The organism is Microbacterium sp. NPDC087592, assembly GCF_044743585.1.
Classification (GTDB): domain Bacteria; phylum Actinomycetota; class Actinomycetes; order Actinomycetales; family Microbacteriaceae; genus Microbacterium.
Genome location: NZ_JBIUWT010000001.1, coordinates 831,546 through 855,489 on the forward strand (window position 1 = coordinate 831,546; position 23,944 = coordinate 855,489).

General features: G+C 67.6%; 15 protein-coding genes. 4 read left to right on the forward strand and 11 right to left on the reverse strand.

The annotated features are described in order from the left end of the window. Positions 1 to 62: 62 nt before the first annotated feature. The gene (locus ACIOTO_RS04065) at positions 63 to 1,388 is read right to left on the reverse strand and encodes an FG-GAP-like repeat-containing protein (protein ID WP_400856637.1); all 1,326 of its coding nucleotides are present in this window, start codon (positions 1,386 to 1,388) and stop codon (positions 63 to 65) included. Positions 1,389 to 1,718: 330 nt separating this feature from the next. On the opposite strand from ACIOTO_RS04065, the gene ACIOTO_RS04070 reads away from it, so the two are divergent. Further along, positions 1,719 to 3,110 (forward strand): cell division initiation protein, encoded by a 1,392-nt coding sequence (locus tag ACIOTO_RS04070; RefSeq protein ID WP_400856639.1) that lies wholly within the window; start codon positions 1,719 to 1,721, stop codon positions 3,108 to 3,110. Positions 3,111 to 3,196: 86 nt separating this feature from the next. Here the strand turns inward: ACIOTO_RS04070 and ACIOTO_RS04075 are convergent, their stop codons facing one another. The 4 genes from ACIOTO_RS04075 to ACIOTO_RS04090 form a co-directional block, all read right to left on the reverse strand. Next, entirely contained in the window at positions 3,197 to 4,369 is a 1,173-nt protein-coding gene (locus tag ACIOTO_RS04075) for a fatty acid desaturase family protein (RefSeq protein ID WP_400856641.1), read from the reverse strand. Positions 4,370 to 4,463: 94 nt separating this feature from the next. Beyond that, positions 4,464 to 4,748 (reverse strand): hypothetical protein, encoded by a 285-nt coding sequence (locus ACIOTO_RS04080; protein ID WP_400856643.1) that lies wholly within the window; start codon positions 4,746 to 4,748, stop codon positions 4,464 to 4,466. A gap of 201 nt (positions 4,749 to 4,949) precedes the next feature. After that, positions 4,950 to 5,918: an intradiol ring-cleavage dioxygenase gene (locus ACIOTO_RS04085; RefSeq protein ID WP_400856644.1), complete on the reverse strand. Its 969-nt coding sequence runs from the start codon at positions 5,916 to 5,918 to the stop codon at positions 4,950 to 4,952. Positions 5,919 to 5,997: 79 nt separating this feature from the next. Next, a complete protein-coding gene (locus ACIOTO_RS04090; RefSeq protein ID WP_400858073.1) occupies positions 5,998 to 7,140 on the reverse strand; it encodes a low temperature requirement protein A in 1,143 nt (380 codons plus the stop codon). A gap of 351 nt (positions 7,141 to 7,491) precedes the next feature. Between ACIOTO_RS04090 and ACIOTO_RS04095 the strand changes: the two genes are divergently transcribed. Genes ACIOTO_RS04095 through ACIOTO_RS04105 form a run of 3 tightly spaced genes read left to right on the forward strand, consistent with a single transcriptional unit; the run spans position 7,492 to position 11,352 of the window. Then, positions 7,492 to 9,018, forward strand: a complete 1,527-nt coding sequence (locus ACIOTO_RS04095) for a sugar transferase (RefSeq protein ID WP_105711021.1) — start codon at positions 7,492 to 7,494, stop codon at positions 9,016 to 9,018. Positions 9,019 to 9,022: 4 nt separating this feature from the next. Then, complete coding sequence (locus ACIOTO_RS04100) at positions 9,023 to 10,219, forward strand: DUF1972 domain-containing protein (RefSeq protein WP_400856645.1); 1,197 nt, start codon at positions 9,023 to 9,025, stop codon at positions 10,217 to 10,219. Then, on the forward strand, positions 10,216 to 11,352 hold the full coding sequence (locus tag ACIOTO_RS04105) for a glycosyltransferase (protein ID WP_400856646.1): 1,137 nt from the start codon (positions 10,216 to 10,218) through the stop codon (positions 11,350 to 11,352). The genes ACIOTO_RS04100 and ACIOTO_RS04105 overlap by 4 nt, the downstream gene beginning before the upstream one ends. Before the next feature lie 28 nt (positions 11,353 to 11,380). Here the strand turns inward: ACIOTO_RS04105 and ACIOTO_RS04110 are convergent, their stop codons facing one another. The 6 genes from ACIOTO_RS04110 to ACIOTO_RS04135 all read right to left on the reverse strand — a co-directional run bounded on the left by ACIOTO_RS04110 (position 11,381) and on the right by ACIOTO_RS04135 (position 23,772). Next, entirely contained in the window at positions 11,381 to 12,715 is a 1,335-nt protein-coding gene (locus ACIOTO_RS04110; RefSeq protein ID WP_400856647.1) for a lipopolysaccharide biosynthesis protein, read from the reverse strand. 10 nt (positions 12,716 to 12,725) lie between these two features. Further along, a complete protein-coding gene (locus ACIOTO_RS04115; protein WP_400856649.1) occupies positions 12,726 to 15,359 on the reverse strand; it encodes a right-handed parallel beta-helix repeat-containing protein in 2,634 nt (877 codons plus the stop codon). Positions 15,360 to 15,544: 185 nt separating this feature from the next. Continuing rightward, complete coding sequence (locus tag ACIOTO_RS04120; RefSeq protein WP_400856650.1) at positions 15,545 to 16,897, reverse strand: polysaccharide biosynthesis tyrosine autokinase; 1,353 nt, start codon at positions 16,895 to 16,897, stop codon at positions 15,545 to 15,547. A gap of 55 nt (positions 16,898 to 16,952) precedes the next feature. Then, the gene (locus ACIOTO_RS04125; RefSeq protein WP_105712084.1) at positions 16,953 to 18,263 is read right to left on the reverse strand and encodes a hypothetical protein; all 1,311 of its coding nucleotides are present in this window, start codon (positions 18,261 to 18,263) and stop codon (positions 16,953 to 16,955) included. Between the two features lie 168 nt (positions 18,264 to 18,431). After that, on the reverse strand, positions 18,432 to 23,135 hold the full coding sequence (locus ACIOTO_RS04130; protein ID WP_400856653.1) for a PKD domain-containing protein: 4,704 nt from the start codon (positions 23,133 to 23,135) through the stop codon (positions 18,432 to 18,434). Positions 23,136 to 23,220: 85 nt separating this feature from the next. Beyond that, a complete protein-coding gene (locus ACIOTO_RS04135) occupies positions 23,221 to 23,772 on the reverse strand; it encodes a DUF4352 domain-containing protein (protein ID WP_400856655.1) in 552 nt (183 codons plus the stop codon). Positions 23,773 to 23,944: the final 172 nt, after the last annotated feature.

Here is a 23,944-nt window from a genome sequence, read left to right on the forward strand (position 1 = left end):
GCCAACGATACGCCGCGCCCGCCGCGAGGCGGCGGGAGAGGTCGCCTCTATTCGAGCCGCCGCTATTCGATCGCCAGGTGGTCCGCCCAGTCGGCGCTGACCAGCGTACGCCCGCCGAACGTGCCGTTTCCGAGTCCGGGATACAGATAGAGCTGTCCTGACGCCGTGCGGGCGAGCAGGTCGGCATGACCGTCGCCGTTGTAGTCGACTCCTCCGGTCAGGGCGGTGAACTCGCCCCATCCGGTCCCGACCACCCGCATCGCACGGAATCCCCCGGGCACCCCCGAATAGAACCGGAGCGCGCCGTCCACGTCGACCGCGATGATGTCCCCGCTGCCGTCGTTGTCGAAGTCGCCGCCGACGAGGAAGTGAAACCCCTGCCACCCTCCGCCGAGGGAGATGTGCGATCCGCCGAAGCCACCGGTGCCGTTTCCCCGGTAGATCGTGAGCAGACCGGTTGCCGAGACCCCGAGCACGTCCTGCTTGCCGTCTCCGGTGTAGTCGGCGCCCGACGCCACGTGAAGAAGGCTGTACCAGAACTTGCCGATGCCAGCGGCCGGTGCGAACCCCCCTGCGCCGTTGCCCGCGTAGAACTCCAGCCCGCCGTCGGATCTGGTGACGAGGATGTCCGCCTTACCGTCGTTGTTGAAGTCCGTATGGGTGAGGTGCCTGCGGGATCCGCCCCACCCGCCGAACACGGTCTTCGCCGCCGAGAAGCCGCCGGAACCATTCCCCGCGCGCACGCGCAGGTCGCCATTGCCGGAGATCGTCAGCAGATCCGCCTTCTTGTCGCCGGAGTAGTCGGCCGAAGCGACGCCCGGCGCCTGTCCGGAACCGAGCCCGGGGAAGTACAGCGGGAGAACGCCGCCGCGGGCGACGTTCGACAGGCAGGTGAACCCGTTGTTGATCGCCGTGTACACCGCACCGTTCAGCCGCACCTCGAAGTGCAGGTGGTACGCGGGAGAGTTCCCGGTGTTGCCGACGACACCGATCTGCTGCCCGCGGGCGACCCGGGTGCCGGGCGCGTACATGCCGGGCGAGGCCATGTGTGCATACCGCGTGACGTAACCGCCGGGATGCTCGACATCGGTGTAGTTGCCGTAGCCGCTGTTGGCGGTCCGGGACTTGATCACTCCGCCGTAGGAGGCCACGATCGGCGTGCCGCCCCCGCCGCCGATGTCGATGCCGTCGTGCGCACGGTAGTTTCCCCGACAGCCGTCGCCGACCTTCGATTGGATGTTGCCCGAGGACGGATACACCATCTGATCGTTGACGGCAGCAGTCGCGGAGGTAGTCGCCGACAGGGACGGTGCCACTGCTCCGATCACAACCGCGAGCACGGTGGCGATCCCGATGCGGGCGAGGCGCACGCGGGACGGTCGCTTCATCTCGAAGTTCTCTCTTGCTCGGCGGCCCCAAGGACGTGATGCCCTCCGCCGTCACCGTACCAGGGCTGCGCGATCCTTCCGCAAACGCCGCCGAGGAACCGGCGGATCCGTCTTCACCCACGGGGCACCGTGCAGCTGCCCGCTGAAACCGCACACCCAACATTCGGCCTCCGCAACTAGGCTGGGAGGCACGCCCCGCCCTGCCGGACCTCCGCCGGGTCACGGTCGTGGCGTGAGCCCAGACGACCTCCTCCTCCGGTCGCACGATCCCGTCCATCGGGATGGAGCCGCAGCTCCGCCGTGTGGCCACGCCAGAAAGGCATGAACCTCATGAGCGAATCCTCCGGAACCGCCGACCGCGACGGCGAGCGCTCGCCGGACTTCTTCGACCAGCTGATCGAGACCCCGCCCCGTGACCAGCAGGGCGCGTTCACCGTGGGCTTCCGCGGCTACGACAAGGGAGAGGTCGACGCCGCGCTCGCAGCCCTTCGCAACCAGCTCAAGCAGGCCGCCGCCGACGTCGCCGAGGCACAGGCCCGCGAAGAGGAAGCCGTCGAAGCGGTGCGCGAAGAGGAGCGCAAAGCCCGCGAAGCTCTCGAGAGCGAGCTGACGGCGGCGAACGCAAAGGCATCCGATGCCGAGCAGCAGGTCGCGACTCTCACGTCCGAACTCGTCGACGCACCGCAGCCCGACGGCGAAGAGGCTCCGTCGCGCCAGCAGTTCGAGGCGATCCTGCGGGTCGCCGAGGAGCAGGCGAACGTGCTCATCCAGAACGCCGCCGTGCAGGCCGACCGTCTGATGACCTCCGCCCGCGAGGAGGTGACCGCGCAGCGTGCCGAGGCCGAGGCCGACGCCGAGCGGATCACCGCCCAGGCGCAGCGCGACGCCGACCAGGTGCGCCTGAAGATGGACACCGAGTACACGGCACACGAGGCCCGCATCGAACGCGAAGCCGCCCATGCCGCAGAAAAGGTCAACCAGGCCGCTCAGGAGGCCACCGCGATCCGCACCGAGGCCGAGAAGGGCGCAGCCGCCCTGCGCTCCCTCGTCACCCGCGAGACCACTCAGCTGCGCGCCGACGCCGAGCGCGACGTCCGCGACATGAACGCCCGCGTGCTGGAGTTCGAGGAGACGCTCACCCGCCGCCAGGACGACGCGCAGCAGGAGTTCCTCGTGCTGCACAACCAGGCCGTGGCGCACGCCGAGCGGATCACCAACGACGCGAACGAGCAGGTCTCGGCATCGCTCGAGCACGCCCAGCGCATCTCCGCTCGGGCCGAGGACTACGAGCGCCTGACCCGCTCGCAGGCACAGGCCATCGAAGCCGAAGCCCAGGTCCGTGCCCGCGAGACCCTCGAACGCGCCCGCGCGAAGGCCCAGAAGATCGTCGACTCGGTCACCGGACACACCACCGCGGTGTTGCACGACGCCGAGGACCGCACCCGTCAGCTCCGGTGGCAGCAGCAGCAGCTGTCGAGCTTCATGGCCGAGGTCAAGGAGCTCATCCGACCCGACGGCATCTTCTCCGACGACTCCCTGCCCCCGGAGATCACCGGAGCGGATGCACCTGCCGCCCCGACCCCCGCGGAGGCTGCCGCAGACGAGACGCCGGAGGCTACCTTCCTCGGCGATGAGGTTCTCGAAGACGAACTCGACGACGACCGCCCGCTCGAGAAGATCACGATCGACGTCGTGGAGACCAAGAAGAAGTCTTCCAAGTAGACGCACGAACGACAGAGGCGCGAGCAGGGATTCCCGCTCGCGCCTCTGTCGTTGCCGGACTGATCAGGCCCGGTGATGTCTGAGGGCTACGGCCGCCCGAACTGCGCCACTGCAGGGCAGTCGAAGGGGTCTGCGCCGGCGGAGAGTCCGACACGGTTCAGGTACTCGATCACGATCATGTACGAGCGGCCGAGGCTGGTCTCCGTGTACGGCACGTCGTTCGCCGCGCAGTAGTCCCGCACGATCTCGCGCGCCTTCGCCAGGTGCGGTCGCGGCATGCTCGGGAAGAGGTGGTGCTCGACCTGGTAGTTGAGGCCGCCCATGAGCCAGGTCGTCCACCATCCACCGCTGATGTTGCGGGAGGTGCGGACCTGCTTGGTGAAGAAGTCGAGACGGGCGCCGGGCTCGATGATCGGCATGCCCTTGTGGTTCGGTGCGAACGCGGCTCCCATGTAGACGCCGAAGACGGCCATCTGCACGCCCATGAAGGCGAATGCCATACCGAGCGGAAGCATCATGAACACGGGAACGAGGATGAGGGCGAATCGCAGCGTGATGATGCTGAGCTCGGTCCAGCGACCCTTCACGTTCTTCGTGGTGAGGAGGTACTTCAGGCCGAGGAAGTGGAGGTTCAGTCCCTCCAGCGTGAGCAGCGGGAAGAAGAGCCAGCCCTGCTTGCGGGTGATCAGCTTGATCAGGCCCTTCGCCTTCGCGGCGTCCTCTTCGAGGAACGAGATCGTGTCGACCTCGATGTCGGGGTCCTTGCCGACCTGGTTCGGGTTTCCGTGGTGCTTGGTGTGCTTCGAGTCCCACCACGAGTAGCTCATGCCGATGCTGGCGATGACGATGCGGGCGAGCTTGAAGTTCGCCGGCCCTGTGGTGAGGATCTGACGGTGCGCGGCCTCATGTCCGAGGAACGCGATCTGCGTCAGGACGATGCCGAGTCCCGCGGCGATGAGCAGCTGGAACCAGCTGTCGCCGAGCAGGATGAAGCCCGTGATGAGGCCACCGAGGGCGACGGCGAGCCCGGCGGCGACGAAGACGTAGAACCACTGCGTGCGGCCGAGGAGTCCCGTCTCCTTGACGACCTGGGACACCTGCTTGTATGCCTTGGCCATCGGGGGGAAGTCCGCGTTGCCGGAGTACGTCTGACGAATCGGACCCAGCGTTGCCGCGGTCGGTTCGATCTGTGTGATGGAGATGATCTTCTCCTGACGATCGGAGCCCTTGAGCTGTGGAAGCCCAAGGCAGTTGCCCAACGCTTACCTCACAGTAGCCCTGCCCGCATGCGCCTTCGGGAATACATCCGCACCCCTTGACGGACCGCTTTCAGTGTGCGTGAAGCCCTTGATTTCAGGCGCGAGCGCGGCGCGTCTTGCGCCGCCATGCCCGCGGAAGGATCGGGGCGAAGGCGGATCCATGCCGCGTGGGCGCGTGCGCGTCCTCGAGTGCGCGGAACGCATCCTCGAGGGCCTCGAAGGCACCGAGATCGGCACCGTGGTTGTCGCGTACGAGGTGCGTGGTGCCGTCGAACTCGACGAAGCCGGCGAATTCGCCGGCACGCGTCGCGACGTGCACATCGGTGTCGGCCTGCTTCCAGGTCAACGGATCTGATGGGGGAAAGGTGGTCGTGCTCATGGTGATGCTCATTGCTGTGTGGCGGACACGCGTCGGCGCTCCGCAAGATGTGAGATCGAGGCGGATACCGCACGCATCGATGTGCGCGGTCCTTTACGGCCCTGATCAGTGGCGACGTGGCGGCCGAGAGGGGCGAAGCACACACGTTGCATGAACAGCATAGCAGACCATCCTCCGGCCTCGAACCTGCCCGTGTCGCGGTCAGTTCGCCGGGGGCTCCCCGCCGCCTCCCGGTCCTCCCTCGCTGCCGCCGGGCGCGGCGCCGGCAGTGGGTGTCGTCGTCGTGTCGACGCCGACCACCAGGGAGGCGGCGTAGCCCGCCGAAACGCTCCCGCTGACCGTCGCGACCTGGAGGGCACCGGAGTCGTCACCGAACACGTTGTCGCTCGCGAGCGTGATCTGCGCGAGGTTCCGTGCAGATCCGTCGTACGCCGACTCGGCGTACACGGCCGAGCAGGCGGCCTGTGGAAGGGCCAGCTGCGACGTGGCGATCGCCGTCGTCGAGTCGGTGATCGACGCGACGTCCGGGTAGATCTCGAAGTGGATGTGCGGCCAGCGACCGGAGTAGCAGCCGGGGAAGACGGAGGTGAACGACACCGTGCCGTCGGCGTCGGCCACCTGCACCCCACGCAGGTACGTGACGTCTTCCAGGCCGGAGGAGTACATCGAGTATTCGCCCTGAGCAGTGCAGTGCCACGCGTAGACCGCTACCCCGGCGAAGGGAACGCCCCCGTTCGCGAGATCGAGGATCTGCAGCTCGAAGACGAGCGGCACGCCGTCGGCGGTCGCCGCTCCGTCGATCGACGAGCGGATGTCCTGCCGGACGATGCCCGAGTCCTCGAGCACGTCGGGGCCGTTCGACCCGTCGCCCGGATAGGGCCCCGCCGTCTCGTCGGGGATCTCGGTCACGCTCGCCGAGCCCGCATCACCGCCGGAGGAAGCAGTCGGTGCGGGGGTGCTCGACGCGCCGCCAGACGCCGCCGGCGCGCAGGCCGCGAGCACGACGGCCCCCAGGCCGAGACCGGCGAGCCCCAGGACGCCCCGCCTGCTCATCAGCGTGCGGATGTCGAATGCGGCGCCCTGGTCGACGACCTCTTCATCGACGCGGTCGAGCAGTCGCCCCTCGTATGCGGGGCCGTCGGGGGTCTGGGTGGGTTCGGGAATGCTCATTATCTGGCTCCTCTCGGGCGGACAGGTGATGGTGGGTCACCATGGTCCCCGAGCACCTGATCAGAGCCCTTTGCTCGGCCTATGCCTTGTCTATGCGCTCCCGCGCCACCGGCGGACGGACCACGAGCACCACGACGATGCCGACGAGGATCAAGGCGGTCAGCGTCACCGGGATCGGGAGCACGGGGTCGAGCAGCACCAGTGCCGCGCCCACTGGGACGACGGTGTTCACGACGCGGTCCGCGTTCTCTCGAATCGCGATCCACCAGATGCCGATGAGGAAGATCGCGATCGGAATGGTGACAGTGAAGGAAGCGGCCACGTTGGACAGATGGCTCTCCCCTGTCAGCACGTCGATCTCCACTTCGATCCCCGCGGAGAAGGCCGCGGCAGCCGCGAACACGAAGTAGTGCGTGTAGCCGTAGCGGAGCGACCGGCGGAAGGTCGTGATCGCGCGGTGATGAGGAGGCCAGAAGTAGATCCACCAGAGCGACGCCGTGACCACGAGGGTGAGCACCGCGATCGCGATCAGCGGGCCGAGGGACTCGACCTCGTCGAGCGCATCGATGATGGCATTCGCCGACGCGAGCAGGCTCTCGCCGAGGACGATCAGAGTGAACAGCCCGTACCGCTCCGTGATGTGATGCGGATGCCACGGAGTCTGCCGGCGGTACTCGGCGAACACCGGGACACCGATCTCGATGAGAGCGAAAACCACGAATGCGGTCAACTGCAGGGGTCCGGTCGGGATGAGAAGGAAGAGGATCCACAGCACCTGCACTGCCGCGATGCCGAACGCGTAGCGTCGCGTCGCCGAACGCAGTGTTCCGGCGGAGCGCGAGGCGCGCAGCCACTGCGCGACCATCGCGACCCGCATCACGACGTAGCCGAGCACCGGAACCGTGAAGTCCCCCTCGACGAACGCGCCCGGGATGCCGGCGGCGAGAACGAGGACTCCACCCATCTGGACGAACGTCGTCACACGGTAGAGCCAGTCATCGGTGTCGAACGAGGTGGCGAACCACGTGAAGTTCATCCACGCCCACCAGATCGCGAAGAACACCATCGCGTAAGACGTGACGCCGTGCAGGAAGTCCCCGTGACCGAGCGAGTGATGCAGCTGCGCGGAGGCGATGCTCACCGCCACGACGAACACCAGATCGAAGAACAGCTCGAGGGTGCTCGCGGTGCGATGCGGCTGTGCGGGATCGCGTGGCGACATCGTGCGGAGCCGGAAGCGCGAGGCGGTGGATTCGGCGGTCACCGCCACAGAATAGCGCTCGCCCGACACCCGTTCGGAGGCCGGTTTCATCCATTCGTAAGAAATACTTCCGATTCATAGGGAGGTTCCGCTACAGTAAGAAAGTCTGCAGTGCCTGCTGTCAGCGATCACCGTGTGGGACGGTGAAAACGCCCTCCGTGATGTGGGAATCACAGAGAGTTTCAGCAGGACCCGAGGGGTCGGGACGCAGACGAATGCCGTGAACGTGGGGTTCATGGTCTGGGGAAATCTGGGGAATCAAATGACGCAATGGGGAATTCTGCGTACATTCACGGCTCAAGGGGCCTCGGCATGACTTCCGTCGAGGATGCTCTGAGCATCGCTCGTACGGGCTTCGTGCCGGTCGCGGCTCCGCGAGCCACCAAGTCGGTGACGCGCACGGTGGTCACACCGCGCACTTCGGCGACCTTGGAGAGGCGCCGACAGTGGGAACGTCGCTACCGGATCCGGCTGCGGCTGACGGATGCAGCCGTCATCCTGTTCGCCGTCGGTCTGGCGGCAGCAGTCCAGCTGTCCATCGGCGTCTCGGCGATCGAGGTGCTGAGCGGCGCCGTTCCGCTCGCCGCTCTGTGGTACCTCATGCTGAGCGGGCTGCACACGCGGGACGCCGCGCTGTTCCGCGCGAGTGCCACCGAGTACCGAGGCGTGGTCCACGCCAGCGGGCTCGCCTTCGGGATCATCGCCATCGTCGCGGTGCTGCTCGCATGGGAGTCGATGCAACCGATGCTGCTGCTGGGGCTGCCCATCGGTGTGTTGACTCTTCTCGTGACCCGGTGGATGTGGCGCCACTGGCTGCAGACGCAGCGTTCGCACGGGCGGTTCGCCTCCCGGACGCTCGTCGTGGGCAACCGGGACGACGTCGAGTACGTGGTGCGCACGCTGCACCCGATCGGCGCCTCCGGTTACCAGGTGGTGGGTGCGACGCTGCTCGACGGCAACGCGCGTGACATCGAGGTCGGCGACACGAGGTTCCCGGTTCTGGGGAACGTGAACTCCGTGTCGTCGGTTGCCGCCGAGGTCGGTGCGGACACGATCATCGTGGCGAGCCGCCCCGAAGGCGAGCCCGAGTTCGTGAAGCAGCTGAGCTGGCAGCTCGAAGGGACCGCCGCCGAACTCGTGCTGTCGAGCCGACTCACCGATGTGGCTGGTCCGCGCATCTCCTTCGCCCCCGTCGAAGGACTGCCCCTCATCCAGGTGCAGATCCCGCGGTACGAAGGAGGCCAGCACCTGCTCAAGCGCGCGCTGGACGCGGCAGTGGCGACTGTGGCGCTCATCCCGATCGCTCTGCTCGCCCCGGTGCTGGCGCTGCTGATCAAGCTCGACTCGCCGGGACCGGTCTTCTTCTTCCAGGAGCGGGTCGGCCGTGACGGACGCCGCTTCAAGATGGTCAAGTTCCGCTCGATGAAGACCGACGCCGAGCAGCAGCTCGCCGCGCTCAAGGCACAGAACGAGGGCGCCGGCCTTCTCTTCAAGATGAAGGACGACCCGCGCGTCACCCGTGTGGGACGAGTGCTGCGCAAGCTCTCGCTCGACGAACTGCCGCAGTTCTGGAACGTCCTCGTGGGCGACATGAGCGTCGTCGGGCCCCGCCCGCCGCTGCCGAGCGAGGTCACCGCATACGACGGCACGGTCTTCCGCCGCCTCTACATCAAGCCCGGGATCACCGGTCTGTGGCAGGTCTCCGGGCGCAGCGATCTCTCCTGGGACGAGAGTGTGCGACTCGACCTGCGGTATGTCGAGAACTGGTCCGTGATGAACGATCTGCAGATCATGTGGCGCACCGCCAAGGTCATGGTGCAGCCCAGCGGGGCATACTGATCGGATGAGCAATTCGAACCGCCTCACCATCGCGATGGTGGGGACCCGAGGAGTGCCCGCGGCTTACGGCGGATTCGAGACGGCGGTCGAGGAAGTCGGCCGCCGTCTCGCGGACCGCGGTCACGACGTCGTCGTCTACACCCGCGGATCGGAGCGACGGGAGAAGGAGTACCTCGGCATGAGGGTCGTACACCTTCCTGCCGTTCCCGTGAAGCAGATCGAGACGCTCAGCCACACCGGGCTCTCGGCGCTGCACCTCGTCTTCCGGCGCCGTCCTGATGCGACCTTCGTCTTCAATGCCGCCAACTCGCCCTTTCTCCCGCTCCTCCGCCTGCGTCGCGCCCCCGTCGCCCTGCACATGGACGGACTCGAGTGGAGGCGGTCGAAATGGGGCCCGCGCGGCAGGGCCTACTATCGCTGGGCAGAGCAGTTCGGCGTCCGCACCGCCGACGCCCTGATCGCGGATGCGCCGGGGATCGCCGACTACTATCGCCATCAGTTCGACGTCCCGACGGAGATGATCCGCTACGGCGCCCCGATCCTCGAAGAGCTACCCGAACGCGGTGTCGCCGAGATGGGAGTCACGCCGGGCGGCTATCACCTGGTCGTGGCCAGGTTCGAGCCCGAGAACCATGTGCTCGAGATCGTCGAGGGGTACCGCGACAGCGACGCGACGCTGCCGCTCGTCGTCGTCGGGTCGGCGCCGTACAGCGCCGGATACACCCAGGAGATCCAGCGCGTGGCGGACGGCGACGACCGGATCAGGCTCGTCGGCGGCGTATACGACCAGGAGTTGCTCGACGCCCTGTACGCGAATGCGCTGACGTACCTGCACGGCCACTCGGTGGGTGGCACGAACCCTTCCCTCCTGCGCGCCATGGGTGCCGGAACGGCAGTGATCGGCTTCGATGTTCCCTTCAACCGCGAAGTGCTCGACGGCAACGGGTGGTTCTTCACCGACGCCGCCGACGTCGCAGCTCAGGTCGTCGCGGCGGAGGCCGCCCCGGACCTGACCGCCTCACACGGGAAGGCCGTGCAGGAGATCGCGCGCACCCGGTTCCGTTGGGACGATGTCGCGGACGAATACGAAGCGCTCGCGCGCAGGCTCGCGGAGGGATCGAGCATCCACTCCTCAGCTCGACAGGCACGTCGGCGCACCACCGATTGGTCGCCCACTCCAGCGGATCCGGCGACGCGATGAGCGGCGACGGAGACCAGCGCACGGTCCTTCTCGTACACCCCGGCGCCGAGCTGTTCGGCTCGGACCGCATGTTGCTCGAGAGCGCGATCGGCCTCATCGAGGCGGGCGCACGGGTCGTGGTCGCACTGCCGAGCTCGGGGCTTCTCGTCCCGGAGCTGCGCGCGGCCGGTGCCGAAGTCGTCATCCTCCCGATGCTCGTCCTGCGCAAGGTCCTGCTGACCCCGCGCGGACTGCCCCGCCTCTTCCGCGACACCTTCCGGGGTCTCGGAGCAGCCTGGCGCCTTATCGGCCGGCTGCGCCCCGACGTCGTGTACGTCTCGACGATCATCATCCCCCAGTGGCCGCTGGTCGCCCGGCTGAGGCGGACCCGCTCGGTGAGCCATGTGCACGAGGCCGAGGCGTCGGGCAACAAGCTGGTGAACGGCATCCTCTACTCCCCCCACCTGGCCTCTGAGCGCACGATCGTGAACAGCCGGTTCAGTCTCGACACGATCCGCACCGCGCTGCCCGCTCTCGCCCGCCGCTCACACGTGGTCTACAACGGCGTCGCCTCGCCTCCGCAACCGATCTCACCCCGTCCACGCATCGAGCGGGCCCTCCGTGTGCTCTACATCGGTCGGCTGTCTCCGCGTAAGGGTCCGGACCTCGTCATCGAGGCAGCCTCGGCGCTGCACACCACGGGTCGCGAGGTCGAGGTCACGCTCCTCGGTGCGGTCTTCGAAGGATACGAGTGGTTCGAGCGCGACCTTCGCGAACAGGCCGCAGCGGCGGGCGTCTCCGTCGACTTCGCCGGCTTCCACTCCACGATCTGGCCGTTCCTCGCCGAAGCGGATGTGCTCGTCGTCCCGTCCCGCGTCGACGAGCCGTTCGGGAACACCGCGGTCGAGGGCATCCTTGCTCTGCGCCCCGTGATCGCGAGTGACAGCAGCGGGCTCCGAGAGGCAGCGGGCGGCTACGCGACCGCTCAACTGGTCACCCCAGGCGATGCGGAATCGGTCGCCGCCGCGCTGACCGACATCCACGCCCGATGGGACGAGATCGTGTCGACCGTCGCGGACAGCCGCGCGGAGGCACTCCGCCGCCACGCCCCTGATGTGTATCGCGCGAGCATCACGGCACACGTCCTGCCCTGACCGGCTGCGGCGGCGCGCGGACCCCCGTCTACGCGGCGTCGTCGCTCGGCTGCGGCACCGATTCCTGGCTGCCGACGGTGAGCCGGGTCTTGTGCCGCACGATGTAGATCGAGAACGGGATCAGCTGGCACACCAGCAACGCGAACGCGACGCCGATCAGAGGTCCGGCGATTCCGAGCACGGGCGTCAGGACGAAGGAGAGCCCGATTCCCACAGCGGCCATGCTCAGGGTGGGGATCACCTGGAAGCGGATGCCGGGCTTGTCCATGATGAACATTCCCAGGGGGTACACCGCCGCGGTCATCATGATCATGAGGCCGAAGGCGAAGATGGTGCTCGGACGCACCGTCAGCTCGCCCTGCGTGATGAATCCGAAGAGCCACGGTCCGACCAGCCAGACCATGACTGTCGCGGCGGCGATGGCGGCGGCGAACAAGGCGGAGAGCAGGAACGGGCCACGCCGGAGACCGCCGTCGTGCCGCATTCGAGCGAAATGCGGCCACAGAGCCAGACCACCGGCCATCACCAGCCCGTTCAGCGCGAAGAAGACCTGTCCGGCCACGCCGTATTCGGCGACATCGGTCGGTCCGCCGAGCTGAGCGATGACGTATCGCTGGGATCCCACGGCGATGGGATACGTCACCATCTGCGCGAGCATCGGCCAGCCGACGTCCATCACGCGCACGCCGGGAAAACGTCGCGGGCGCAGAACCATCCGCACGGCGGACGGGATCAGGGGCGACGTCGTGCGCGCCGTGATCAGGATGCCCAGCACCGACACGAGGAAGGAAGCAGCGAAGGAGGCGACGGCGACGAAGGAATGGAGGTTCTCCCCACCGAACGTGAGGATCAGCCAAACTCCCGCCATCGTGAGCGGCGAGATCAAGCCCTGGAGCAGGATCACGACGTGGTTGCGACGCTGTCCGAGCATGATGCGCACCCAGACGCCGAGCGGGATCCCCAGGCAGAAGATCGTCACGCAGTAGAACGCCGCCAGTGACGCGCCGGGGCGTCCCCCGGCCTCTCCGAAGACCAGCTCCCAGGCGCCGGTGAGGACGAGGACGGTGTTGATCGCCATCGCGCTGGCCGCGAACATGAGCAGCACACGTCCGACGGAGGTGAGCTGGTATCTCAGCTTCTCATCGGTGCGCACGTCGTCGCTCGTCGCGACGGCGTTGACCAGGACCGCCCCGCTGCCGAGGTCGGTGAACGTCAGCAGCGAGGGGATCGTGGTGAGCAGTGTGTAGAGGGCGAAGCTGTCGACGCCCGCGCCTCCGATGATCATGCGCGTCGTGAGAACGCCACAGACAAGCGCGATGACCATCGTCAGCGCGCGGGCGCCGACAGCGAGAAGTGAACCCATACCTACATCGTCACCGCTGCTGGGCTCCCAGTGTCGCGCTGTTGGCGGGGAGTCGCGATACCGAGGCGATATCGGCCGGCACCGGGACCCCTGCGGCCGCCCGGGTGGAGAGCAGCGTGAACCCACCGTTGACGACGCTCGCGCCCTCGACGAACTGCGATCGACGGTCCTGCCCGGTCGCGGCGGTGAAGGCCGCGAGCGTGTCGGCGACCGCGGGGTCCTTCGACGCCGCACCCCGGGACCATGCCGAGAACCATCTCGGTGTGCCCGGCGCCGTGCGGTGATACAGGTTGCCGTCGATGCTCGAGACCATCTGCGCGCCGGTGAACCTCAGCGAGTAGTCCTGTACGCACACGAGGCAGTTGCCGGCGCTCTCCGCGATGACATTGTTCGACACCACGGTGTTGCGCACGGTCCACGGCGCCAGCGGCGCGTATCTCGTCCGGGGGTCGTGGCCCGCCGCGTTCGGATCGGAGGCGCTGCGCGCGTCCTGCCCGATGCTGATGTTGCGGTTCGCGTTACCGACGAAGGTGTTGTTCCAGATCTTCACGTTCCCGGAGTTGAGTACGAAGAGCCCGAAGTCGCCGTTGCGCGCGATGATGTTGTCGGCGACGACCGCACGCTCGGACAGCTCGACCATGACGCCGTGCCCCGTGTTGCCGATCACGTCGTTGCCCGTGAAGGCGATGTCGACGACGGACTCGTCGAACCACGGGCCTCGCCCGTTGTTGGCGGTGAACGCACTGTCGGCCACCGTCACCTTCTGAGTTCGCGTGACTTTGAAGGCGCCCGACACCGGAGAGTGATTGAAGCCCTCGGAGTTGTTCCCCGTCGAGAGCATCTGCGTCACCTTGAGCCCGTCGGCCTGCGAGGCTCCTCCGCCCAGCAGTCCGTTGCCGATCAACGACACCCGGGTCAATTTGGTGCGCGGAGACCACGAGTAGAAACCGGTGGTGGAGTTGTCGCGGATCGTCACATCGGTGAGCGACACGTCGGCCGCTGCCGCGATCACCGTGCCCATCTCGGGGACGGAGGTGGCATATCGACGCACGCCGATCCCGCGGATCTCCGACCCGGCCGAGCGGATCGAGAGGGCCTGCGAGAGCACGCTCGCCTCGACCGCCTTGCCCGTGGGGTTCGTGCCGATCACGAGTCGCTTCGCCGCGTCGTCGACGAAGAAGGTCCCCGCCTTCACCTGCGCCGCGGTGCCGACCTCGCGCAGCTGCGCGCCTGCCACCCAGACCTGGTCCGGATGAGCAGCCATCGGATGCGCGGGGTCGATGAAGCGCCAGTCTGCCTGGGTGTAGTCGGGGGCGCCCTTGGTGTAGGTCGGGCTCGAGTCGAGCTTGGTCGTCCAGCCGTCGACCACCCAGGTGCTTCCAGAGGGCTTCCACCCGGTGACGGGCTTCGCTCCGTCGAGCCAGACCGCCTCGTTCGACGCCGGCTGGATGGTGACCTTCTTCTGCGGCGGGATCACGATCTGCTCGTGGTAGGTACCTCCGCGCAAAACGATGGTCCCCCCGTTCGGGACCAGGCGCAGCGCGGCTTCGATCGTCCTGACCGGCGAGTTCTTGGTGCCGGCAGCGCCATCCGAGCCCGTGGGCGCGGCATAGATCGCCGTCGCCGGGGCGTCGTAGGAGAGCGAGCCCGGGATTCGTGCACCCGGCTCACCGCGCACGCCTGCCGGCGTCGCGGGAGTGACGGGAACGGGCGCCGGCACAGGGGTCGGGGCAGGCGCGGGGGTCGGCGCAGGGGTGGGGGCCGGAGTCGGAGCCGGTGCCGGCGGACGGGTGGGGGCCGGCGCAGGCGCCGGAGCAGGCGTCGGAGCAGCGATGGCGGTGGCGCGGATGTCGTCGATGCCGACGGGCACTGCCGACTTCGCCCCGGAAGAGGTGTATAGCGCGAAGGCGTATCCACCCGGCTTCTGCAGGCGTGCGGATGATGCATCCGAGTGCGAGACCTGCCAGGCCGACGGCTCTGCGGCACCCGAGACCCAGGCTTTCGCCGAGAGGGCGACGGGGTTGGTGCCGGTCACTCGGAACGCGACGTCCAGCGAGGTTCCACTCTTCACGGTCACCGGAAGGCGACGCTCGGCGAGGCTCTGGACCCCGGTGAGGTCAGTGAGTCGAACGACGGACACGTAGGCCGAGCCATCGGGGTGCACACGCACCCGCACGCCGTAGGAGTCCTTCCCGGAGACGCGCACCGCCTGCGCGAGGTAGATCGGACCGCCGACGGGCAGCTTCGGGATCGAGAGCGAGAACTTGCTGTCGACGTCGGCTGCCGAGACGCCGGTCACGCTCGCCCGCGCGGTGATCCCCGGCTTACGGCTCGCCAGCAGAGCCACGTCTCCCGTGACGCTGGAGGCGCCCTCGATTACGCGCCACGCGCCGACGGCCGATGATCCCCATCCGGAGCCCACGGTGCGGTCCATGTCGTCGTCGATGACCGGGGCGGGAGCAGCCGCTGCAGGTCGCGTCGCTCCCTGCGACACATCGGCCGATGCGGCTACCGGTACAGACGTCAGCGCGGCTGTGACTCCCAGCACGGCGGCGAGAGCGCCGGCGACCGCTCGCCGGCGGTGTTGTGGAGGTCGTCGGGAGTTCTTTGGGGATGAGGCGAGCTCAAGGAACGGAAAGGACATGATGTCACCGTTTTCTGGGGCAGGTTCAACGATCAACCAGCACCACGCCGCTGTTTACACCCCGGCGGTGAAGTGCGAGTCCCCCTCGCAACTCATGAAGAGTAACCGGCTCAGGAGGCAAAGACAAACGGGCACCGCCTTCCGGCCGATATACACGCCATGATGGCGTGAACCCGGGTCGGCGGTCAATCGCTGTAGTACTCACTACGATGACGGTCGGGGCGCGCCCTGTTCAGCACGGTCCCGAGGATGCGTGCGCCACCCGACTCGAGCGACCTGATGCTCTTCGTCAGCGCGGCACGGCGCGTCTTGGTCGCGTCGACGACGAGGATGACACCGTCGGTCTGGGTGGCGAAGAGATTCGCGTCCGCGACGCTCAGCGTCGGGGGAGAGTCGATCACGACGTAGTCGTACTCCGCTGCGGCGAAATCGAGCAGCTGCGCCATGCGCGACGACGTGAGCAGTTCGGCGGGGTTGGGAGGCACGGTGCCGGCGGGCAGGATGTCCAGCGTGCTGTCGGCGACGCTGTGCTTGGCCACCTCGAACTCGACCTCGTCGAGCAGCACGCTCGTGAGACCGATCGAGCCGTCGATGCCGGCGTGCTCGTGCGCACGCGGGCGGCGCATGTCGGCGTCGATCAGCAGCACGGAGTTGCGGAGACCCGCGAGCGTCATGGCCAGGTTCACCGACACCGTCGACTTGCCCTCGGCCGGCATGCCCGACGTGACCAGGAGCACCTTCACGCGCGACGACACATTCGCATAGGCGAGCGCGGAGCGAATGCGACGGAACTCCTCCGAGGTGTGCCCCAGCGGCTCCTGTGCCACGGCGATGCCGCGCGTGACCAGCAGCGGGGACTTCGACACGACACCGAGCACGGGGTCGCCCCCCGCCTGTGTGAGCGTCTCCTCGTTGCGCACCCGGGTGTCGAGCACCCCGATCAGGATGGCGACGGCCAGGCCGAGCACCCCGCCGAGGAAGCCGCCGAGAAGGGCATCACGAGGCTTGCTCGGGGTGAACTGGAACTCCGGCACGACCGCGTCGTCGATCACCTGCGCGGTGATCGTGGACTCCCCCTGCGGATCCTTGGGAGCCACGTCCTTGACGGCCACGATGAGCTGGTCGGCGACGGCGTTCGCCAGGTAGGCCGATGCTTCTGCGTCATCCGCGATTCCGGTGACCCGGAGCGTGACAGTGCTCTGCGGGATCGACACCTCGATGTCCCGGGCCAGAGCACGCGCAGTGGTGTCGAGGTCGAGCTCTTCGATGACGGGATCGAGCACGCGCGAGCTGGTGGCGAGCTGAGCGAACGACAGCATCTGGCTCTGCGTATACACCGATCCCTGGTTGAGGTCGGAGGCGCTGGTTCCCTGGTTGAGAGCGAAATACAGGGAGGTCGTCGCCTGGAAGAGCGGCGTCTGCAGCGACGCGTATCCGTAGGACCCCGCTGCGCCGAGAACGGCGGACAGCACGATCAGCCACCAGAACTTGCGCAACGAACTCGCGATGACACGCAGACTGACCCGGCTCTCGCCCATGGTTCCCCATTCCCCCTGAGATTTCGATTCTAGATGAGTCAACGTTTCCGCACCCTCACGCTCGTGGGTACGACGGCGGGGCGCTGCTCGGCAGCCGCAGCCCCTCCGGTGCGCCGATATCGACGCGCGTGGCCGGTTCGTCGGGCCCTCGGAGCACGGCAGAGTCTCTGGCCCAGGTGATGGCCAAGCCGACGCAGAACCAGAGGAACATGCTGTATTGCGTGATGAGAGCGACCACCACGAGGCTCGGGAGTTGTCCGACGACCGCGAGCGCTGCGGGGCTTCGCGTCGAACGCCTCAGCGCCATCCACGCAGCACAGACCACGGCAGCCATGATGAGGAAGGTCGGCACATATCCGTACCTCAGCAGGGTGAGGACCAGCGCATTGTCGACGGATCGGGCGAAGTAGCCGAGGTAGTAGTCGCCCGAGACCAGGGAGTGCCAGTCGCCCGGGTTGCCGAAGACCTGCACCTGCTCGAGGAGCACGAGCAGGTCCGTTCGATAGTCCGCACTGCCGCCCGCCTCCTCCCCCGCTGCCCCGAAGACCGTATCGATGATGGGGATGACGATGGCCGTTCCGATCACACCGGCCACGGCGACGGTCGCCCGGAATCGAGTGGAGACGCCGACGATCAGGAACGTGGACAGGATGAGCGTGAGCACGAGCGTCAGGAGACCCACACGGCTGAAGGTGAGGACCGTCGCCACCGCGATGATCACCACCCCGCTGATCTTCGGAACGAGCCGCCACCTGGTCGCGACGACGAACGCCGAAGACATGGCCAGGGCCGCACCGAGCGCGATCGAATGCCCGAAAGCACCCTCCGCCCTCAGGACCCCTCCGCGCTCCTGCAGCGGGCTCCAGGTGTCGTAGATGACCCCCGACCCCGGTATGAGCACGAACGGGTTGAACGACGTGAAGAACTCGACGACGGCGAGTGCCGCGGCGACCACGGCGACGATCGCGATGGTCGAAGTCACCCATGCGGTGCCGACCCGGGCCAGCACCACGCGGCCCCAGATGTAGGGGATCACCCATTCGAGGAGCGCAGCGACGAGAGACGCGAGGTCCACGGAGCCGAAGGCGTACAGGCCGACGATGACGATGATGAACACCGCCACCCACGCATCGGCCGCCCGCAGCGGGACGATCGACCAGTTGACGAGGATCAGCAGTGCCGTGAGAAGCGTGATCGCGGCCCAGTAGAAGCCGATGTTCACGCCCACCCAGAGGGGGACGAAGAAGAGCACGCACGCCCAGACGACGAATGCCGCGCGGGGCATCATCCGGAGCACGAGAACGACGAGGGCCAGTGCGGCGAGACCTCCGACTGCGAGGAGCACGATCGGAACAGCAGTGGCCATGCGTCAGGATCCTACTCGGAGGTGGTGATGCGGAACGAATCTGTCACAGCGCGAAACGCTCTCAATGTGTAACACGTCAGCACACAAGAACACGTGAGGCGCGCCCCGTCCACCGGCGCATGAGCACCGATGGACGGGAACGCACCTCACGTGCGCCGCATCGCTCTGCTACGGGGCGGTCACCCGGAACGAGTCGAAGGAGACACCGAGTGCCGCCGTCGAGCTCCCCGAGCGGTTGCCGCTCAAGCCGACCGAGCCAGCACCCTGCAACGGCGTCGCATCCGTCGCGTTGAGCTGCCAGTTCGCCGGCTCCGTGCCACCCGTCGCCCAGATCTTCGCCGAGATCGCGGTCGGCGAAGTACCGGTGACGGAGACCTTCAACGTGTAGGAGGTGTTCGCCGTGAAGGCGAGCCCTGACACGGGCTGCGTCAGCAGCACGGTGCCGTCACGATGAGCCACGAGCCAGATGGTTCCGTCAGGACGGAGCCATGCGCGGACCAGATACTTGCCTGCGGCAGACTGACGCGCGATGACTCCGATGTACGCGCCGCCCGCTGCCGGCGCCTGATCGACGCGGAACTGCGTCTGAAGCACGGCGTCGGTGATCGAGGTCGTGTTGAGCGTCGCGTGGCGGGTGTCTCCCGGGATCAGGGCCATCTTGCCCTGGCCGTCCGACACTGTGGCCGCTGCCTGCGAGCCGCCGGCGATAGTCCATGCACCGCCCACGACCGCGCTGCCCCAACCGGGACCGGAGGTCCGCTCGAACTCGTCGCCTGCCAACGGAGCAGGCTCGGGCTCGGGATCGGGATCAGGATCGACAGGAGCCGCCGCGACCGTGACCTGCTTGGTCGCGGTGTGCGTCGCCCCCTTGTTGTCGGTCACGGTGAGCGTCACGGTGTAGGTTCCGGCTGCGGCGTAGGTGCGGGAGCTCGTTGCGCCCGATCCCGTCGTTCCGTCGCCGAAGTTCCAGGCGTAGGAAGCGATGGTGCCGTCCGAATCCGTCGACGCGGTGCCGTCGACGTTGGCCGTCAACGCCGTCGCGGTCGCCGAGAAGGCGGCCACCGGTGCGACGTTGGTGGGCTCGGGCTCCGGCTCGGGATCCGGCACCACGGCGCCGAGGTTCTTCAGCGTGAAGTCGTCGAAGCTCGCGAGGTTGGTGCCGGTCGCCGTGCCGGAACGGTACGAGTACACGGTGGGCGCCCCCGCGACCTGGAGGGCCGGAGTCGCGTCCGTCGTCGACAGCTGCCAGCTGGCGGGCTCTGCGGCCCCGCCCGTCCAGAGCTTGGCGCGGATGGTGGTGGTCGTCGAACCGGTCGTCTCCATCGCCAGGTTGAACGTGCTTCCCGCTGTCCACGTGAGACCTGCGACAGCGGTGCTGGCGATCGCCGTACCGTTGCGCTGGATCACGAGCCAGGAGCTGCCGTCGGCACGGTGCCATGCAAGTGCACGGTAGCCGTTGGAACCCGACCGACGTGCGCCGAGCCCTTCGTAGGCGACGCCCGTCGACGGCCCGGAGGACAGCGTGTAGCTGATCCGCGCCGAGCTGTCGAGCAGGGACGTGCCCTGCAGGAGCATCTCGCGGGTCTCACCCGGCGTGAGGTTGACCTTGCCCACTCCGTCGGCGACGGAGGTGACAGCGGCGGAACCGCTCATGGGTGCCCAGGTGCCGCCCTTATCGGCTGCGCCCCAGCCGCTCGAGACCACGCGACCGAACGAGTCGGATGCCGCGAAGACCTGAGCCTGCGCCGTGACGGACTTGGTGACGCTCGCGGACCCGCCGAGGCTGTCGGTCACCGTCAGGGTGATGTCGTGCGCACCCGCCTGGGTGTAGGTGTGACCGGCGGTGGCTCCCGATCCGGCGGGAGTGCCGTCGCCCCAGTTCCAGGAATAGGAGAGCGTGGCCCCGTCGGAGGCGCTCGACCCCGCAGCCGAGACGTTCACCGTCATGCCCGATGCCGTCGACGTGAACGTCGCGACCGGGTCGGCATGAGTGGTGACCGCCTGACGCGTGGTCGACGCGGTGCCGCCGCGGTCGTCGGTGACGGTGAGGGTCACCGTGCGCGTGCCCGCCGTGGCGTACACGTGGCTGGCGACCTGACCGGTCGACGTCGTCCCATCACCCCAGTTCCATGCGTACGAGGAGATGGTGCCGTCGGAGTCGGTGGATGCGGACGCATCCGCCGAGACCGAGAGTCCTGTTCCGGTGACCTCGAAGGACGCTGTCGGCAGCACGTTCGCCGCCTGGACCACGACCGGCTTCTCCGTCGTCGCGGCCAGCCCGTTGCTGTCGGTGACTGTGAGCTTCGCCGTGTACGTTCCGGAGGCCGTGTAGGTGTGCGAAGTCGTCGCGCCCGTGCCCGCCGGAGAATCGTCTCCGAAGTCCCACTGGTAGCCGGTGATCGTCGCAGAGCCCGCCGGAGCGGACGCGCTGGCGTCGAAGGCCACGTCGAGGTCCGTCGCGGTCGCCGTGAAGGAGGCGGTCGGCGCCTCGAAGCCCTTGCCGACGCCGTAGTGCGTCTGCACCTGGGCCGACGTCAGCGCGTACGGGTAGACAGCGGCCTCATCGAGCGCTCCCTTGAAGTACTTGGAGCTCGGCGCCGAAGGCCAGCTGCTGAGGTTGTCCCCGCCGATGCGCCAGTACCCGAGGTAGTTCTCCGCGGTGGTACCGGAGGCGTCCGATGCGACGAGCGTGCCGTCGACGTACAGCTTCATCCCCGCAGAGCTCTGCGTCGCCACGGCATGGTGCCAGGCGTTGTTGTTCAGGGCCGTGCTGTTCTGAATCGTCCGAGTGCTCCCGTCATAGGTGCCGAAGACGAGCCGACCATTGTTGGTCATGTAGAGGTGACGGTCGTAGCTGGTGGAGTCGCCGGAGGCGGCGCTCCCATAGCCGATCAGCTTTCCACCGGTGGTGGAGTTGGTCTTGAACCACACCTCGGTCGAGTACTCGGAGGGTGCGGCGACCTTGTTCGTCGTCGCGACGCGTCCGGTGGAGGAACCGGTGAATGTCGATGCTCCCGTCGCGGTGTTCGCGACGCCGGACGTGGATGTCGTGACGCCCGAGCCGAAGACGGGCGTGTTCGCACCGGCCCAATCCTGCCTGGAGTCGCCCAGGGGGTAATAGAGCTGCGGCTCGTCAGCGGTCACGGCGTCCACGTATGTGGAGACGGCTCCTGCCGTCACTGCCACGCTGACGGCCTGACTGCTCACCGCGTTCCCGTTGCCGTCCTTCGCGACGACGGTGTACTCCTGCTGTGTTCCCGGAGGCGCCGTCTTGTCTTCGAGACTGATCGTGGGGCGGTTCCACCAGGTCGCATCGGCCGTCTTCGTGGCGACCGGCGTGGCAGTGCCCGTGCGTCGCAGCTCGTACGTGAGCGTCAGATCGTCACGATCCCAGTTCGAGGGGATGGAGACGCGCACGCGCCCCGGGATGAAGGACTGCGCCGTGGCGGTCCAGTTCGCTCCGGAGAGACGCGGACCGTCTTTCGCTCCGCCCGGAGGCGTCGTCGAGAAGCGCACGAGGCCCTCGAAACGCCCGTTGTTGACCGAGCGGAACTCTCCGCCGATCGAGATCATGTTGCCCGCTCCGGTGATGGAGAGACCGGCCTGCCCCATGCCCGTCGTCACGCCGACGGCCCAGTCGGGCGTCCAGGCGTAACCGGACGGCGCCGGTGTACCGGCCCAGTTCTTGTAGGTGCTGCCGGCCGCGGGCTGGTTCCCGAGCGTGCCCCGTGCATCGGCGGTGTACGCCTCGGAGTAGCGGTGCGTACGCGGGTTCTGCTCGGGGTGCATGCCCATCGTGCTGCAGGCGTGCGTGTGGCTGGTCGTGTAGACGACCTTGCCCGTGGAGTAGACGCCGTAGTGGTCTCCCAGGCAGTCGGAGATCCAGCGCACCTGGCCGGTTCCGGCCTCTGCGGCGAACGTCCCCTCCAGGTTTCCGGTGGCGGCGTCGGCATACACCCAGCCGGTGCCGTACACGGCGTTGGCATCGGCGGCCAGACCGAAGATCCCGGCCTTGCCCGAGTTGCTTCCCGTGTTGGAACCGTTCTTGACGGTCTGCGGCAGTGCCCACGCGGTATCGAGTGCACCGGTCGTCTTGTCGATAGCGGCAGTACCGCGCATCGTGAGGTCCCCGTTGACCTGCGAGAAGCGACCGGCGGCGATGACGTTCTGCCCGGCCGGATCCATCACCATCGCGTCGACCTGGAGATCGGTCTGCGGAGCCCAGCTCAGCAGGGCTCCGTTGGCAGCGTTGAAGCCGGCGAGGTTCTTGCGGGCCGTGCCGTTGCCCTGTGTGAACAGACCGCCCACGTACACGCTCGACCCGGAGGTGGCGAGAGCGTAGACACCGCTGCCGCCGATCGACGGATTGAACCCGGGCACCAGCTGACCGGTGACCGCGTCCAGCGCGGCGAAGTTCCAGCGCGCCTGCCCGTTGACCGAGTTGAAGGACCCGCCGATGTAGATGCGACTGCCGTCGGGCGAGGCCGCGACCGCCTTGATCACGCCGTTCACCTGCGGAGCGAACGACAGCAACTGGCCGGTGTTGATGTCATAGGCGAGGACGTTCGACCGTGCGGTCAGACTCGTCCCCGGCACCGCCAGAGGTGCACGCGCATTGTCGAACTTGCCCACCGCGTACACGGTCGAGCCGATCACGGTCTGCGACCAGACGTAGCCGTTGTCGATCTGGACCGTCGGGATCGGATCCGACGTCACGACGTTGTCGTCCCGCTGCAGCAGCGGCGGCGGCGACACGTCAGCGGCCGAAGCCGCCTGTGCTCCCAGCGTCGTCATGCCCGCGACCAGCAACGCTGCTGTCACGACGGAAGCCAGCGCTCCCAGCGCCCGCCTCGTGGTTGTTGTGTTCCCCATTAGTGACTCCCCAGCCGCAGAACGTTTCTTGAGTATGAAATTGCGAAAGTGCGATGAAAGATCGGTGCGCGACAGCGCACGACTGTCAGGACAGCGTGCCGGCGAATGTGGCCACCGGCTCGCCCGCGGCGTAATTGACGCTGATCTTCACCGAGCGCCCCTTCGTCGGATCGAGCATGAAGACGTAAGTACCCGTGGCCTTCGCGCCGGCGGCCAGATCGCCCGTCAGCGGCTTGTTCGGCCCCGCCGTCGTGGCCACGCCGATGTCTCCGTCGTCGGTGGTCAGACTGACCACGGCGGACTCGACGCTCTGCGCCTTCTTCGAGTCATTGGACACGGAGACGTCGACCACGACGGCCGGACCGGCGTACTCGCCCGGCGTCTCGGGCTCCACGGTCATCGTCGAGATCTTGTCGATCGTGACGACCATGTCGGTCGACAGGGCGATCGGCTCGTCGAGAGCTCCACTCTCCTCCGTCAGCGACGGTGCCTCGGTGGGCCCTGCGGCCTCATCCTCGGCAGGCGGCGTCCAGTCGGTGGTGCTGGTGCCCTCGGGCGTCGGCTCCTCGGAGGCGTCAGGGGCTGCCGTGCAGCCTGCCGTCACGAGTGCGAGCGCCACCAGAGGCGCGATCAACATCGCGCGTCTCGAGCGCGAATTGCCGTCCCCACGACGGCATGATGAAACATTGAACACTGCAGCTCCCCAGAACCCAGATCCCCATTCCGAAGCCCCCTCGGCCTCGGTCCCCACCGCGCAGAACGCGGCATCGGCTAATGATAGTGCGGGGAGCGGGAAACCACAAGGCTTC